Here is a 15243-nt window from a genome sequence, read left to right as displayed (position 1 = left end):
CAATAGATGCAAGTGTAGCCAATTAGATGAGACTATTCAGCTTGACGCAGAGTTTGTGTCACGAAAGGCATAGGAGGACAGTTTAACATGCAAAATGGTAAAGTAAAATGGTTCAACAATGAAAAAGGTTTTGGGTTTATTGAAGTAGAAGGCGGAGACGATGTATTCGTACACTTCTCAGCCATCCAGGGTGAAGGCTATAAATCATTAGAAGAAGGCCAAGAAGTATCTTTCGAAATCGTCGAAGGAAACCGTGGACCACAAGCAGCTAACGTAGTGAAACTATAATTCCAACAGTTTAAGGCTGACGCTTGACGCCAGCCTTTTTGATTTTTAGTGAGAGACCCATGATCACAATTTCTGTCCACACTTTTTTATTTTCTCACCGACGGTGCATTCTGTTATGCAAAACCGGTGGGCAAATGTTTTTCCTTGTTCTTGCCGATGATATTTTTTAAGGAAGCATCCATTGCAATAGGTAGTTAACAATGTTTCTACCTCAACAAGTATTTCATTTCGAGTCAATCATTTCTCCCTCCCGGTTAGATTATTTGCATTTTGCTGTTGATCATTTTCCCTTGCAATGCTTGGGTTGCCAGCTTATCAGCCTCTTTATTTTCTTTCCTTCCTATTGGATAATATTTAGGATGCAAGCCAAGCTCGATAATCTTCTTCTCGATTCGGTCCAGCCAACGGTTGAGCGTTTCTTCATAGCAAGGCCATTCCCCTTCGAGTTGCTTCAACACTACTTGGGAATCCCCTTTTATTTCACATGATGTGTTCCTGACACCCATTTCTTCAAGAATGCTTAACGCAAAGTAAAGTGCTGCATACTCTGCTTCATTGTTTGTATCGATCTCATCAAATACTTCATTTGCACGCAGTCTGTATTTCTTTTTTCCTTGTTTATAATAAATGATGGTGCCAAGGCCGGCCTTATTATGGGTGTTATCGAAGCCTCCGTCAAAATAAACAGTCAGGTTATGAGGCTCTTCTTCCACCACTGTAAGAAGCTTACGCATTTCTTTGATAGACCAGGCGGTGCCAACCTCATCAGTAAACAAAATCCCCAATGCTTTTCCAGATCTTTCAAGCTCCTCACCAGCCTGGAGCGCATGCTCTCCTTCCAGATAATCAGAACTGAACAGGATCGGAGCCACGCCTTTAGTTTTATATTCCCACTCCAATTTATATCTCAAGATTTTCCCAACTTTCTCCGCCTTTTTTAGTTATCTTACCCATTTTTCTTATCCGTTACAATGGTTACATAATCCAAACTATTATGATACACTATTTGTTATCTGTACAAATAATTCGGGAGTGGTCGATTTTGTATGAGGTATATATCGATGGGGCAAGTGCTGGTAACCCAGGGCGTAGCGGTGCTGGCATATTTATTAAAGGAGAAGGGAAAGTTTTTCAATATTCCCTCTCGCTTGGCATAATGTCAAACCATGAAGCGGAATATCATGCTTTTATAAAAGCTTTGGAAATCTGTTTGGAGAAGGGTTTTAAGGTTGTATCATTCAGAACTGATTCCCAGCTCGTAAATGCTGCAGTGGAGAAAGAATTCGTTAAAAATAAGCTTTATTCCCCGCTTTTAGAAAAAGCTCTGGTGCTTACACGGCAATTTGATTTGTTTTTTATGAAATGGATTCCATCGAGCGAAAACAAAACAGCTGATGAATTAGCCAGAAAAGCAATCAGGGGCAGCGATACGAAAGGACCGAAAATGAAATGAAAACATCCACTTTTGCCGATCTAAGTTTACTGTTTGTAGCTCTTATATGGGGAACGACATTTGTGCTTGTCCAAAATGCGATCGCATTTCTGGAGCCACTTTCTTTTAATGCCGTTCGCTTCTCCGTTGCTGCAATCATCCTAGGACTTTGGCTGCTCATTTTTGAAAAGCATCTCCTTCAAAAACTTGATAGGAAATTGATTTTATCAGGGATAATGCTCGGGGTATGGTTATTTATTGGCTACGCTTTTCAGACACTTGGTCTTCTGTATACCACTTCTTCAAAAGCTGGTTTTATTACCGGACTGAGCGTCGTACTCGTTCCTTTATTGATGCTTGGGATTTTAAAGCAGCGCCCAAGTGTGAATTCCATCGCGGGCGTTTTTGCAGCAACGATTGGCCTTTATCTTTTAACTATGTCAGATGTGTCGGGTCTTAATATTGGGGATGCCTTTGTCTTGATTTGCGCAGCTGGTTTTGCATTGCACATCGTGTTTACCGGAAAATTTTCAAGCAGTTATCCTACTCTTCTTTTGACGATTGTACAAATATTGACTGTTGCCGTTCTTTCTGCAGGATCTGCCATCCTGTTTGAAGACTGGAAAAGAGCTTTTCAACCAGAGGTCATTTTTTCTACGAATGTAATTACCGCATTATTGATTACATCTATTCTTGCAACTGCATTAGCATTTTTCATCCAGACAAATTTCCAGAAGCATACAACAGCGACACGGGTTGCTTTGATTTTTGCGATGGAACCTGTCTTTGCTGCCATTACAGCTTATTTCTGGGCAGACGAACGCCTGGCAAATAGCGCCCTTGTTGGGTGCGTGTTGATTGTTGCTGGCATGATTTTTGCTGAATTGCCTGCTGGAAAATTAGAGAGTATTATCAGAAGGCTATTCGTGAAAAAAGAGGCGGATTTCAAAGCGTGACGCTTTGAAATTGCCTCTTTTTTCATCGGCTATTCTTGGGCACGAGTAGGTTAACTAAAGCATGGCGTTATGTTATACTGCCAAAAGTTCCATTTTTTCGACTAATTTCCAGGCTGCTTTGCGAGAAGCGATTTTATTAGAAGCGAATGTTTCAAGCAATGAAATATAAAAACTACCGTCAAAACCCTTTTGAGCCATTAGGGTGATTTCGATGGCTGTATTGGCGATTTCATCCGTTGAATTTGTATATTGCTGTCCGAAATAAATGAAGCCGACCGCATCCTCCCGAAAAAGAAACCCCTTGCTCTTCAAATGAAGCAAATAATCTTCCACTGTTCGCACTGACTGAATCAATCCTCTCTCTTCAAGCCGTAACTAGTAAAATTTTACCGCATTATTCGAACTTTTTCTAGCGTTTTTTCGTTAAATAATAACCAGAAAAGCCCATAATCATCCCTAGCAGGGCTCCTCCAAGTACCTCTTTTGGCTGATGTCCTAGCATTTCCTTCAAAGGATCCGGGGACTTTTCCTCGAACTCCACTGGGTCATCCTCATTGATTTTATCAATTAATTCATCAAGATCATTGACTTTTAAAGTGAGTTCTCCTGTCTGCCTCCTGATTCCCTGGGCATCATACATAACAATCAAGCCATAAACAAGAGACAATGCAAAGTCAATCGAGCGTACTCCTTTTGTAAGGGAAACAAACGTGGTTAAAGAAGAAACACCTGCAGAGTGGGAACTCGGCATGCCGCCTGTTGCAAAAAATAGAGCTGGTCTCCATTCCTTTGTTTTCGCATAATGAATTGGTATTTTTAAAGCCTGAGCCAGGCCGATACTTGTGATCGCGATCACGGCGCCTCTATTCATATTCGTCACCTCTCCTGTTATTTTGAAGATAAATGATGGCTTTTATTCTTGTCCATACATAATAAGAAAATAAGCCTATAAAGGGTTATTTCACTTTTCTATGTAGTTTTAAACAAAACTTTTTGGAGAGTAAATTTTAATAGTAAAATAAATGCAAAAGAGGTGCTTATTGCACCTCTTTTGCATTTTGTTCTTCCAGATCCAGCCTTTTTCTTATGCGTATATTGCATTGTTTTCAAAAAGTCGATGTAGCCCTGTCAGTTCTATTTCATTGAACTTAGAAAGAAGTTTTTCTTTGTCAATTCTGAATAGGGCATCGTCTAAGCTGCATTCAATCGGCAAATCGCATTTAATTTCAGCAAGTTGCCTGCTTAAATGAAGCATTTCTAAATCCGCCTCGATTTTTGCACGTTGTGATTTCGTCAAAAGATGCAGATTTGTGATCACACCTTCTACATTTTCGTGTTCCTGAAGGAGTTTAATCGCCGTTTTCTCCCCAATTCCGCGGACGCCGGGGTAGTTATCGCTTGGGTCTCCCATGAATGCCTTCAAGTCAATCATCTGCTCAGGCCAAACCCCTTTTTCAGCGAATAAAGTATTTCGATTGTGGACTAGATAATTTCCATACCCTTTTTGCAGAAGAATGACAGAAACCCGGTCATCGATTAACTGCAAAATATCCTTATCCCCAGTCAAAATGGTAATGGAATCGACTTCCTTGACCGTTTTGGCAATTGTACCGATGCAGTCATCTGCTTCAAACCCTGGAAGGCCGATATTCGGAACGCCCAAAGCTTCCACCACCTCTTTAATTAAATCAAATTGAGGCAAAAGCTCTACCGGTGCTTCAGGTCTGTTTGCCTTATAATTCGCAAACATTTCCGTGCGGAACGTTTTGCTGCCCATATCCCAGCAAACCGCCGTATGGGTAGGCTTAAATTTCCCAACTGCAGTCGCAAAATGTTTGACAAAACCATGGATTGCGTTGGTCGGCACCCCTTTGGAATTGATCATGTACTGTCCGGATACAGCGGTCGCGAAAAAGGCTCTGAACAACAAAGCCATTCCGTCAACAAGCATTAGTGACGATTTATTCGAATCCAAAGCTGGACCTCCTTATTTTGTTTTTGACAAACCTTTTATCGTCAACAGATGGTGATGTGTCCCATAAACAACTTTTATATTATATCATATTTTGATACAGGATTTTCTTTATAAGAGACCCAGTCGCTATAGCTGCCAGCATACAGTTTGACATGTTTAAACCCTGCTTCTTTCAAGGCGATATAGTTAGGAGTTGCAGTTACTCCTGACCCGCAATACACGATGACAGGCTGATTCCGGTCCAGTTCGGCAAATCGCTTTTCCTGTTGGTCCCTCGACTTAAAGGAACCATTTTCCAAACTCTCCATCCATGGTTTATTGATGGCGGTCGGAATATGCCCCGCAATTCTGTCAATCGGCTCCTCTATCCCTTTATAACGCCTGCTTTCACGTGAATCGATCAGGACTGCGTTTCCGGAGCCATTAAGCGCTATATCCTTTATTTCTTCGTAGGAGGCCAACATATCTTTCGCTTCTGTTACGATATAGGTTGTTTTTGCATATTTTGGCACGATTTGATCTGTAGGATAGCCTTTCTGTTCCCACAAAGCAAAGCCGCCGTTTAGGATATACACCTCTTCATGTCCCATGTATTTCAAAAGCCACCAGAATCTAGATGCAAAAGCACCTTCCTTGCCATCATAGACAACAATGATTGTGTCCTTGCTTATTCCGTTTGCTTCAAGTTTATCTTTTAGCAAATGCAAATCAGGAAGCGGATGCCTTCCACCATGCTCCCGGACCTCTCCTGACAAATCTTTTTCTAGATCGAAATAGACCGCTCCTGGAATATGACTTTGTTCATACTGTTGTTTGCCTTCTTCAGGATCGCCAAGCTTGAACTGGCAATCCACCACCTTTAGATTTTTCTCGTCAAGATGCTCTCTAAGCCAATCAGCTTCTACATAATTTTTCAAAAAAAACCACTCCTCCACTGTTATTCATCCACTATAAGATTAGTAAGTGCTTGTTTTACGAGATCCACTGAAAACTTTTCTTCAAGAGAAGCGGTAATCCCTTCAAAATATTCATTGATTTGTTCAGAAAAATCATTTTGTACTTTTTCAAACTCCTGCTGCATTTCTTTTAGATAGTGATTTTTCAATCTTGAATTCTCTTCCTGCAGATATTCTGTCGAAGGTTCGTGTAAAAGTCGTTCTAGTTCCTCTGCCATATATCTTTTTTCATTTTTCTCAAAGAAAGCCTTCGGATTTTTGAACAATCCAAGCGTTTTCTTAAAAATGGTACGGTCGAGGCTTTGATATGCTGGCTCAAATTCCATTCCAGATAGTGGGCCATTTTCTGTTAATGAAATCGATACCGCAGCATTTATTTTTTCCAGTTCCGTTATTATTGCTTGCTGAAACTCTTTAAGCAGATGGACAATATAGTTTTCCAGCCTTAAGGAAGTAGCCCGCATTTCTTGGGCAAGGTCATATCCAATACTTTCGATCAAATCATCCAATGCCGATTCAAGAGCCAGTTTCACATTGCGTCCATCGTCCTTTAAAAGAGCGGGATGAAAGGACTCCCTGAATAAGTCACCAAAGCGAAGGAATACACGCTGCCGAATATAATAAACCAATTCATCTGCCTCTTGTTTAAGGCGTTCTTCAAGGATGTTTGGGCTTTTTTTGGCTAAAACAGTCAGCATCCGGTCTTTTTCGAATAGCAGGTTTTGACGTTTTTCAGCCTTTGTGGCCTTGTCTTCCTCTGCTGAACGGATTATTTTTTCCAACATACTGATCGCCTGCTGCCATTTCGCCTCTGCAGACTCGACAGCCATGGTCATCAAATCCTTGGCAATGAATCGGTAAAACACTTTTTCAAAGGAGTTAAAGAGCTGGTCTCCGCTGCTGCCCGGTTGCAATTTATCTTTCAGTCCCTTTAAGCTGGAAACAGGGAAAAGTTGTGGCTTCCTAATACCGTACTGGACAAGCTGCCCTTCCACATATTCGAGAACAGTCTCTTGTTCTTCCTCTGAATTCGCCAAATCGACCGCATTGACGAGGAAGAACATTTTATCCAGTTCAAAGCTATCTTTTACCCTGCCTAGCTGAAGCAGAAATTCGCGATCTGCTTTTGAAAAGGCATGATTATAGTAGGTGACAAACAGGATCGCATCCGAATTCTTGATATAATCAAAGGCAACTCCGGTATGGCGTGCGTTGATTGAATCGGCTCCTGGGGTATCAACAAGTGTAATTCCTTTTCTTGTCAGCTCGCAATCATAATAAACTTCGATTGATTCAACAAAACATGATTTCTCCTCTTGTGCCACAAATTCACCGAAAGAATCCATGTCAACGGATAATTGCTCACCGAATTTGTCCCTGAAATGATCAAAGCCATTTGCAAAAGCTTGTAAAAAGGAGTAATGGGTTTTTTCTATTACACTATATTCGCTATTATCCAATTTAATAGTTTTGATTAGATCGATCGATCCATCGAAATCACGGACATATCCGCCAAATAATCTAAGTGATCGCTCCAGCTCATTTTTTAGTTGTTTATCTGTTTTCATTTTCACAATAACAGAGCCATGAGGATGGTCTTTCGTCACTGGTTTGATTTTATTAATCGCGGCCGTTGTTGGGTTAGGTGATACCGGCAAAATCCTCTCCCCTACAAGCGCGTTGGCAAATGAAGATTTTCCGGCACTGAATGCACCAAACAGGGCAACTGTGAATTCTCTGCCTTTTATTCGCATAGCCTTATCTTTTAATTCGCGGGAAATCTTTTTCAGTCCGGGTATCGCTTCTATCTGATCAGCTGCGTAGTTCAACTTCCCAATCAATTTCTGTTGGATATGATGAAGTTGTTCTCCCTCCCGCTCTTCCTGCTCAATTGGAGCTGTGTGAACTTGTAAAGGATCCATTTTTTTCTCAAGCGGTTCACGAGTGCCACGGACTAAATTTCTGATCATTTCTGGCTCATCTTCGTCTGCAAAAAAAACGCTTCCCACCTCATCTTCGAACTGAATCGCCTCTCCATAAAGAATCTCAGAAACTTGTCTTCTGTTCTCGGCAATTTTCCTTCTGATTCTAGACAATTCTTCCCACGCATCCAAAAGCTTTCCGTATTTCTGTTCCTTCCTGACAAGTTCATTCACTTGCTCATCATCCTGTAATTTGACTGAGTGAAGGAACATTTTTTTAATTGGTTCGAGCTTTTTTCGCGCACGGTTTTTCAGGGCTTCGGCGACATCATTTGTATAATTTAAAACATAATCACCTGAAAGCCTGGCTCCAGACTTGACGGCTTCAGACAGCAGTTCTTTCCCGAAATCAATCTTAAAACCATTGGCAGCTGTCTGAAGTTCAGCTTGTGTCAAATGATATTTTCTGAATAGCTTTGCTAAAAAGTCCTTGATATGCCAGTCAAGTTGAGATTGAACCTTTTCTTCCAGATCTTTATAGAAGCTAGACAATCTGGCTGCTTTTTCCTGTTCCGTTTTTTGTTTGGAGAAAAATAAGCCTACTTTAAAATCTGGTTGCCTAGACTGCAAGTATGCTTCTGCCAGCTCCCTTGTCTGAAACGGCATCAGATAGGCATTCTTCAGGATGTCATTTTGACCTGCCCTAAATTCCTGTTCTGGATCCTGTTTCCTTTTGATGTTAGTAATTTGGCTTCTTATACCGTCTAATTCTTTAGAAAGCTGCTCCCTATCGCTTTCGCCAAGATCTGATAAAATGGATTCAAACTGGTCAATCTGAGCGGAAACATCCTGTTCTAGATGGCTTAGATGATCCTCTGACAGCTTTTCTAAGGAACGAAAGACGGAAACAGGTAAAAGCTCCGAACGTTTGCTTTTCCGCTCGATGATGAATTTGCGAAGCTCGTCAAACTGGTTAACAGATAATTCAGGTACTTTAAGCGATGTATAAAAAATCCCAGAGTGCTTTACTCCCCAGTCGGAAAACGCAGCCTGCACACTATCCTTAAATTGTTCAAACGGCAGTTCGTCATCCTGATGCTTGTCAACCTGATTAATAATTAAATAAAGCTCTTTCCCGGCGTCGGTCAGTTCTTTCGTAAAAAGGAAGTTCAGCTCCGATTGTACATGGTTATAGTCCATGACGTAAAAAACAATGTCGGAAAGATGAAGAGCTGATTCTGCCGCGATCCGGTGGGCATCATCCGTTGAATCAATTCCAGGTGTATCAATAATAGCGGCATGCTGCAGGAACTCTGCTCCGCTATGACTGATTTCAATTCCCTGTATCTCGTTACCATCCATACAAAAGTTTTTGACCGTTTCATAATCATAGGGTGCCGCATACAGTCTAGATCCGCCGTTACGAAAAAAGACTTTAGCATACTCTGCGCCTGACTTTATTTTTACCAGATTTGCACTGGTAGGGATCGGACTGGATGGCAGGATATTTTCACCGATCAGTCGATTGATCATGCTCGACTTCCCTGCAGAAAAATGTCCGCAAAAGGCAATTGAAAATTCCTTCTCCATTGCTTTCTTCCCTAGTTCTCTCACTTTTTCCGCAGTTTCCCCATCTTGATTCGTAGTTACTAACTTATAGAGAGAGACAATCTTCCCGAGAAGTTTTTGCTCTTGGTGTGCAGTGTGGCCCATTCCTCAAACTCCTTGTGACAAAATAATGAATAGCTCTATTTTATACGATTTTTCGGTGTTTTCCTATTATTAGATAAATTAATGGCCAAAACAAAACCCGGACATGATGTCCGGGCTGCCACTTTTCTGCTATTTTTCCTTCAGTGCGGTTTTAAAACATTGCTTAATACATATTTCATAATGAAGAAGTAAGCAGCTATCGTTAAAACTACTAGCATAGAAACCATTTTTACGACACCGTCCTTAAAGTTCTTTAATTGAGAACTATTTTCATCTTAAGAAAAGTATAGCATGATTGAGGATCATTTTCAATGAGAGGCTGTTAATTGTCACACTTCTTTAACAAATTCGGCAGGAAACGACCGTGATTTGAAAAAACAGCTTCGTATTTAGTACATTCTTTCAAAGCCCTTTCCTCAATAGGAATCCTGATAGACAAGATCAGGATATTCAATAGCGTAAAAAGCGCCATCGTAATATAGGCCTTAAACATCAGCGGTATGACCATGAATTCCAATGCTACGATCAAATAGTTTGGATGCTTGATGATTTTATAGGGTCCTTTCTTTACAACTTGTGCTCCGGGTACGATAATAATTTTTGTATTCCAGAACCTTCCTAAAGAAGAAAGTGCCCAAATCCTCATACCTTGGGTGAACAGAAACAACGTCAACAATACAGGCCAATAATCAGACAACTGTTTATTCAATAGCGTTACTTCGGCAATAAAAACGAGAAAAAATCCTGTGTGAATCGCCACCATCGCTGGATAATGCCCCTGCCCAAATTCAATTGCTCCCTGGCTTTTCATCCAGGATTCATTTCTTCTGGCAATTAAAAGTTCCGTAATTCTTTGGAATACGATGATTCCGACAAAGAGATAAAACACCATTTTATTCCCACCTCATTAACAGCAGCTCTGAACTGAATCCAGGCCCTAGGGCTGCGCCGAGGCCAAGATCGCCTTCCTTAGCAGTTTCCATAAACCTTTTTAGCACATAAAAAATTGTCACCGATGACATATTTCCAAATTGTTTCAGGACGTCAAGGGAGATGTTGGTCATGTCTTCCGGTAGCTTCAAAGCGGAACGATAGGCATCAAGAACCTTTTTGCCGCCTGGATGGGCAATGAAGTGATCAAGGTCCGCCACCTCCAGGCTATGGGTGTTCAAAAACCTAAGTACATTAGGCTGTAGCCAGTTTTCAATAATAGTCGGAATATCTTTTGAAAAGACGACATAAAGGCCTTCATTTTTAATATTCCAGCCCATGACGTCCTCTGAATCGGGCATCGTCGTGGACTGAGTTCCGAATATATTAGGGACCGCATTCTTTTTGGCAAGTTTCTCGTAGCCAGAATCATCACCGCAGACAAGAGCACATGCAACTCCATCGGCAAACAGCGAAGTGCCGATCAGATTGCTTTTTGACCGATCGTTTCGTTGAAAAGTCAGACTGCAAAGCTCAATGGAGAGCACGAGCACTTTGGCCTTTGGGTATGCGAGGCAGTATTCATAGGCGCGCGACAACCCTGCCGCTCCGCCTGCACATCCAAGTCCCCATATCGGGATCCGTTTTGTATATTGTGAAGAAGATAGGATATTCATAATCCTCGCATCTATGCTTGGTGTTGCGATTCCGGTACTGCTGATGGTAAATATAGCATCTATTTCTTCGAAAGGGATTTCATTTTTCAGGAAATCTTCATTATGCAAACAATTTGTGATTGCCTCTGCACCAAGCCTTACAGCCGATTCGATATAGGCATCATTTTTTTCCTCAAATGTATGGTCTTTTTCGAACCAGTCAAGATCCTTGGCAAAATGGCGTTTTTCAATTTGACCATTCTGGAAAACGGTCAATAACCGGTTAATGTCCTTAAATGACTCATTAAATATCTTTTCGGCAAAGTTCATGACTTCTTCCTGCTTTATTGAATAAGGCGGAACTGCTTCAGCGATCGACAAAATTCTGGGCACGACAATACTCTCCTCCCCTATATATACGGTTACTTTTTCCATTTACCCCTGAGAGTATGCAAGCAAACAAAGATTGCTTGCATACGAAAAAAACTCCCCCCATATGGAGGAAGCCTAAGTTTTGAAGGAGTTGCTGTGCAAGTTCATTATACAATGCTGCTGAGTCGTATACATTATAAAATCTTTACCAGTTGACAGGCTCGAAAGAACATTCGTGGTGTCGCGGAGCAAAAGCAAAAATAGAAAAAATCACAATGGCCGGTTTCTTTAAAAACCGTGAATCGTCATTCCACCATCGACAAAGAGGGTTTGTCCTGTTATATAATTTCCTGCATCTGAGCTTAGGAACACAACTGGTCCGACTAGCTCTTCCAGCTCACCGATTCTTTTCAGAGGTGTAACGGCGAGGATGTCTTTTACATATGCTTCATCTTCTAAAAGTTTTTCAGTCAATGGTGTTTTGAAATACCAAGGTCCAACGGAATTTACATTGATGCCAAATTGACCCCATTCCATTGCAAGCACTTTCGTCATCTGCATGAGAGCGGCTTTGGTCGCTGCGTATACGACACCTGTCCGAAGCGCTACCTGGCCCGCTACCGAGGAAATATTAATGATTTTTCCACCAGATGGTTGGTTTTTCATGACACGGCCGGCTTCTTGAGAGATCATAAAGGCAGATTTCAAATTAGTGTCCATAATCTTTTGCCATTCCTCGTCCGTCACTTCCAACGCCTTGGAACGGATATTCATGCCTGCATTATTTACTAGAATATCAATCTTTCCCCACTTCGCTTCTATTTCCGCAATCGCCGTATGTATTTGATCCCTTTTCGTAACATCAGTAGGAAGTATAAGAGCTTTTCTTCCTATTTTTTCAATGATTCCCGCAGTTTCTGTAAGATCATTTTCGGTCCGGGCAAGAATTGCAACATCAGCCCCGGCTTCAGCTAGCCCGATCGCTAATGCTCTGCCAATCCCGCGGCCCGCACCCGTGACTATTGCCGTCTTTCTGCTTAAATCAAATGAAGGTAAGAACATCCTAACAGCCCCCTATATAAAATTGCTTTCATTTTACCATAGTATCGAACAATTCGTGATGCAAACTGCCTGTCCCAAACGCAAGCTTAAGACATCCTTATGCAGTTTAATGGAAAAAAAGCACCCTGCTCGATGCTAGTTGCTCCCACCTGGTTGCCTCTGCACTTCAATCAAGATTTGTTTTTCAGCTGTTTCCCCACAATTCAGGCAAATCTTTTTCTCATCATAAATCAGCCTGCAATGATCACAATAATACTTTTGCATGAAATTCACTTCCAAAAAAATATTCTTGATTCAGTTTATTAACAAAAACCGGAAAAGTGACTCTTTTTTTAAACTTGCTTTCCGTTAGAAATCAAGCCCTGCCTTTCACAAGTTGTTTTCTGAATAATATCATTTGCTCCTATTTTCACATAAATAGTTTCACAGATTATTCACATTTACCCGTCGTACCTTGTGACTTAAATCACTGTATTGACGCGCTTTCACCATTAACATAGTAAATATGTCAGGTATGAACAATTTGTGAACTGTTCAAAACCGTATTTACGTTTTCAATTTGTTTTGTATGATGAAAGTGTACTTATCAATTAATAGCTAGTTTTTATTTTATGCGAAGGGAGTGGACCGGGATGGCTCAACCTGAAATCGGGAAGAAAACGCACACAAAGGTGGAAGATCAACCTTCCTTGAAAGGAACACTTGCATCGGTTTTCTTATTAGGATTCTTTTTAATTGTTACTTGGCTAGGTGTATTTTTCTTGTTTGTCGATCGTTTTTAAGACCACCAAAAGGGGAGAAAGAAGTTATGCATATTCATAAGTTTGAGAAAATCTGGTTGATATTCGGGGTAACGACCTTAATCATTTTCCTCACGGTCATCGGTGTTAGTGCCTTCTATTTAGGAAACCAACCTCCTAGCTGTTTGGCTACAGTGAATCCTGAAAACGTTGACACAACTGCTCCATTCAATGAACCAGGCTTGAAAAAGGTAGAAGGGAAAGAGTGGGATTATGAACTGGTATTTGTTGCCTCCGCCTTTTCTTACAACCCTGGAAAAGTGGAAGTGCCACTAGGAGCGAAAGTAAAAGTCATTGCTACCACGAAAGACGTCATTCACGGTTTCGAGGTAGCAGGCACCAATATTAATATGATGCTTGAGCCTGGCTTCATCAGTGAATATGTCACTACCTTTGACAAAGCAGGCGAATTTCTGATCGTTTGTAATGAATACTGTGGCGTCGGCCACCATACGATGACGTCTAAAATTGAGGTGATAGAATAATGAATACTAATTCAATGAATCCAAAAGTGGACCGTCGGGACGGCAAATTGACCATGGCGCACTTTTATGTCGCTTTCATCGCCCTTGCCATCGGCGGATTAGCAGGTCTTTTGCAGACACTAGTCCGGTCTGGAAAATTTCAATTGCCTACATGGACTGGGTATTACCAGATCCTCACCTTACATGGCGTCGTTCTTGGCCTTGTTTTAACAACTTTCTTCATTATGGGATTTCAGCTTGCACTTGTGAGTAAGACATCGGGGACCTTCACTAGAAAACAGCGCCTAACCGGATGGATCGGCTTCTGGACAATGACCATCGGAACTATAATGACAGCCATCATGATCCTTACTAACCAAGCTTCAGTCCTTTATACCTTTTATGCACCATTACAGGCTCACGCGCTTTTTTACCTAGGTCTTACTTTAGTGATTATCGGAAGTTGGATTGACGGAGCGGCAATCATTATGGCTTACACTTCATGGAGAAAAGCAAACCCAGGAAAACCCAGTCCACTGCTGACTTTTATGTCTCTTGTTAACACACTTATGTGGATTGTAGCAACAATTGGCGTCGCAGCAACGGTTTTATTCCAACTCCTTCCTTGGTCATTAGGCCTGGTAGATCGTGTTGATGTATTGGTCAGCCGTACATTGTTCTGGTACTTCGGTCATCCGCTTGTGTATTTCTGGCTATTGCCTGCGTACATGGCTTGGTATGCCATCGTTCCTAAGATTATTGGCGGAAAAATTTTCTCGGATTCTTTGGCGAGGATGTCCTTCATTTTATTCCTGCTGTTCTCGATCCCAGTAGGTTTTCACCATCAGTTGATGGAACCTGGGATTGATCCAGCATGGAAATTCCTTCAAGTAATTTTGACATTCCTTGTTGTCATTCCGTCATTGATGACAGCCTTTTCCTTATTTGCGACGTTTGAGATGTATGGACGCTCCAAAGGTTCTACAGGACTATTTGGCTGGGTAAAGAAACTTCCTTGGGGAGACGCACGTTTTGCAGTTCCCTTCATTGGCATGCTTGCTTTCATTCCTGCTGGTGCTGGCGGAATTATCAATGCTTCCAACCAATTAAACCAAGTGGTACACAATACGATTTGGGTTACCGGTCACTTTCATTTGACACTTGCAACCTCTGTTGTATTGACTTTCTTCGGGATTTCCTATTGGCTGGTGCCGCACCTGACAGGCCGAGTTCTTACAAAAGCGATGAATAAATTAGCAATTATCCAGGGCGTTGTTTGGGCAATCGGCATGACTTTCATGTCAGGTGCAATGCACGCAGCCGGCCTGCTTGGTGCACCGCGACGTTCTTCTTTCTCAACGTACGGCGGTTCTGAGCAAGCTGCTGAGTGGATTCCTTATCAGATCGCTCAGGCAGTCGGCGGAACGATTTTATTCCTTGGAATTATCCTGATGCTTTACATTTTCGTCAATCTTGCTTTCTTTGCACCTAAAGGAGAAGAAGAGTTTCCTGTTGGTGAGGTTGCGGATCAGGCTGAAAAAACACCGATGGTATTTGAAAATTGGAAGTTATGGCTCGGTATCACTGTACTTTTGATCTTATTCGCCTACACAATTCCATTCATTGATATGATCCAAAATGCACCAATTGGTTCGAAAGGATACAAGTTCTTTTAACTAAGAAAAACCGGGCAAACTGCGCCCGGTCCTTTTTTGGT

16 protein-coding genes are annotated in these 15243 nt (G+C 41.5%); 6 read left to right on the top strand and 10 right to left on the bottom strand.

What is annotated here, in order from left to right; all coding sequences use genetic code 11:
• Positions 1–87 precede the first annotated feature (87 nt).
• Positions 88–288: a cold-shock protein CspD gene (gene cspD, locus UB32_RS09575; protein WP_042355328.1), complete on the top strand. Its 201-nt coding sequence runs from the start codon at positions 88–90 to the stop codon at positions 286–288.
• Between the two features lie 63 nt (positions 289–351).
• On the opposite strand, the gene UB32_RS19430 is transcribed toward cspD, so the two are convergent.
• Complete coding sequence (locus UB32_RS19430) at positions 352–525, bottom strand: zinc-finger domain-containing protein (RefSeq protein WP_084221787.1); 174 nt, start codon at positions 523–525, stop codon at positions 352–354.
• 17 nt (positions 526–542) lie between these two features.
• Positions 543–1199 carry a reverse transcriptase-like protein gene (locus UB32_RS09570; RefSeq protein WP_044393256.1) on the bottom strand — a complete coding sequence of 219 codons (657 nt, stop codon included), beginning with the start codon at positions 1197–1199 and terminating at the stop codon, positions 543–545.
• 131 nt (positions 1200–1330) lie between these two features.
• On the opposite strand from UB32_RS09570, the gene UB32_RS09565 reads away from it, so the two are divergent.
• Together UB32_RS09565 and UB32_RS09560 are read left to right on the top strand one after the other, a co-directional pair.
• On the top strand, positions 1331–1741 hold the full coding sequence (locus tag UB32_RS09565) for a reverse transcriptase-like protein (RefSeq protein WP_044393255.1): 411 nt from the start codon (positions 1331–1333) through the stop codon (positions 1739–1741).
• Positions 1738–2676, top strand: coding sequence for a DMT family transporter (locus UB32_RS09560; RefSeq protein WP_044393253.1), 939 nt, complete (start codon positions 1738–1740; stop codon positions 2674–2676). The genes UB32_RS09565 and UB32_RS09560 overlap by 4 nt, the downstream gene beginning before the upstream one ends.
• A gap of 72 nt (positions 2677–2748) precedes the next feature.
• Here the strand turns inward: UB32_RS09560 and UB32_RS09555 are convergent, their stop codons facing one another.
• The 8 genes from UB32_RS09555 to UB32_RS09520 form a co-directional block, all read right to left on the bottom strand.
• Entirely contained in the window at positions 2749–3030 is a 282-nt protein-coding gene (locus UB32_RS09555; protein WP_241768465.1) for a DUF6123 family protein, read from the bottom strand.
• A gap of 55 nt (positions 3031–3085) precedes the next feature.
• On the bottom strand, positions 3086–3547 hold the full coding sequence (locus UB32_RS09550; protein WP_044393251.1) for a divergent PAP2 family protein: 462 nt from the start codon (positions 3545–3547) through the stop codon (positions 3086–3088).
• Between the two features lie 213 nt (positions 3548–3760).
• Entirely contained in the window at positions 3761–4651 is an 891-nt protein-coding gene (locus UB32_RS09545) for a 5'-3' exonuclease (RefSeq protein WP_044393250.1), read from the bottom strand.
• A 74-nt stretch (positions 4652–4725) separates the two neighbouring features.
• Positions 4726–5568: a sulfurtransferase gene (locus UB32_RS09540; protein ID WP_044393249.1), complete on the bottom strand. Its 843-nt coding sequence runs from the start codon at positions 5566–5568 to the stop codon at positions 4726–4728.
• 20 nt (positions 5569–5588) lie between these two features.
• Entirely contained in the window at positions 5589–9242 is a 3654-nt protein-coding gene (locus UB32_RS09535; protein ID WP_044393247.1) for a dynamin family protein, read from the bottom strand.
• A gap of 322 nt (positions 9243–9564) precedes the next feature.
• Positions 9565–10134: an isoprenylcysteine carboxyl methyltransferase family protein gene (locus tag UB32_RS09530; RefSeq protein ID WP_044393246.1), complete on the bottom strand. Its 570-nt coding sequence runs from the start codon at positions 10132–10134 to the stop codon at positions 9565–9567.
• 1 nt (position 10135) lies between these two features.
• Positions 10136–11221, bottom strand: a complete 1086-nt coding sequence (locus tag UB32_RS09525; protein WP_044393244.1) for a type III polyketide synthase — start codon at positions 11219–11221, stop codon at positions 10136–10138.
• Between the two features lie 267 nt (positions 11222–11488).
• Positions 11489–12262, bottom strand: a complete 774-nt coding sequence (locus tag UB32_RS09520) for an SDR family NAD(P)-dependent oxidoreductase (protein WP_044393242.1) — start codon at positions 12260–12262, stop codon at positions 11489–11491.
• Positions 12263–12894: 632 nt separating this feature from the next.
• On the opposite strand from UB32_RS09520, the gene UB32_RS09515 reads away from it, so the two are divergent.
• From UB32_RS09515 to UB32_RS09505, 3 genes are read left to right on the top strand one after another with little or no spacing between them, the layout of a single operon-like run.
• The gene (locus tag UB32_RS09515; protein ID WP_044393241.1) at positions 12895–13044 is read left to right on the top strand and encodes a cytochrome c oxidase subunit 2A; all 150 of its coding nucleotides are present in this window, start codon (positions 12895–12897) and stop codon (positions 13042–13044) included.
• 26 nt (positions 13045–13070) lie between these two features.
• Positions 13071–13547 (top strand): cytochrome c oxidase subunit II, encoded by a 477-nt coding sequence (locus UB32_RS09510; protein ID WP_044393239.1) that lies wholly within the window; start codon positions 13071–13073, stop codon positions 13545–13547.
• Positions 13547–15202 carry a b(o/a)3-type cytochrome-c oxidase subunit 1 gene (locus UB32_RS09505; RefSeq protein ID WP_044393237.1) on the top strand — a complete coding sequence of 552 codons (1656 nt, stop codon included), beginning with the start codon at positions 13547–13549 and terminating at the stop codon, positions 15200–15202. Before UB32_RS09510 ends, UB32_RS09505 begins: the two co-directional genes overlap by 1 nt.
• The last annotated feature ends 41 nt before the right edge of the window (positions 15203–15243 follow it).

The organism is Mesobacillus subterraneus, assembly GCF_000934845.1.
GTDB lineage: Bacteria > Bacillota > Bacilli > Bacillales > Cytobacillaceae > Mesobacillus > Mesobacillus stamsii.
This window is presented reverse-complemented; position numbering and strand designations above follow the sequence as displayed.

What these genes read in the sequence shown, in the direction of transcription:
- cspD (WP_042355328.1), top strand. Translation starts at nt 88, where the DNA reads ATGCAAAATGGTAAAGTAAAATGGTTCAACAATGAAAAAGGTTTTGGG.
- UB32_RS09560 (WP_044393253.1), top strand. Translation starts at nt 1,738, where the DNA reads ATGAAAACATCCACTTTTGCCGATCTAAGTTTACTGTTTGTAGCTCTT.
- UB32_RS09550 (WP_044393251.1), bottom strand. Translation starts at nt 3,547, where the DNA reads ATGAATAGAGGCGCCGTGATCGCGATCACAAGTATCGGCCTGGCTCAG.
- UB32_RS09535 (WP_044393247.1), bottom strand. Translation starts at nt 9,242, where the DNA reads ATGGGCCACACTGCACACCAAGAGCAAAAACTTCTCGGGAAGATTGTC.
- UB32_RS09530 (WP_044393246.1), bottom strand. Translation starts at nt 10,134, where the DNA reads ATGGTGTTTTATCTCTTTGTCGGAATCATCGTATTCCAAAGAATTACG.
- UB32_RS09520 (WP_044393242.1), bottom strand. Translation starts at nt 12,262, where the DNA reads ATGTTCTTACCTTCATTTGATTTAAGCAGAAAGACGGCAATAGTCACG.
- UB32_RS09515 (WP_044393241.1), top strand. Translation starts at nt 12,895, where the DNA reads ATGGCTCAACCTGAAATCGGGAAGAAAACGCACACAAAGGTGGAAGAT.
- UB32_RS09510 (WP_044393239.1), top strand. Translation starts at nt 13,071, where the DNA reads ATGCATATTCATAAGTTTGAGAAAATCTGGTTGATATTCGGGGTAACG.
- UB32_RS09505 (WP_044393237.1), top strand. Translation starts at nt 13,547, where the DNA reads ATGAATACTAATTCAATGAATCCAAAAGTGGACCGTCGGGACGGCAAA.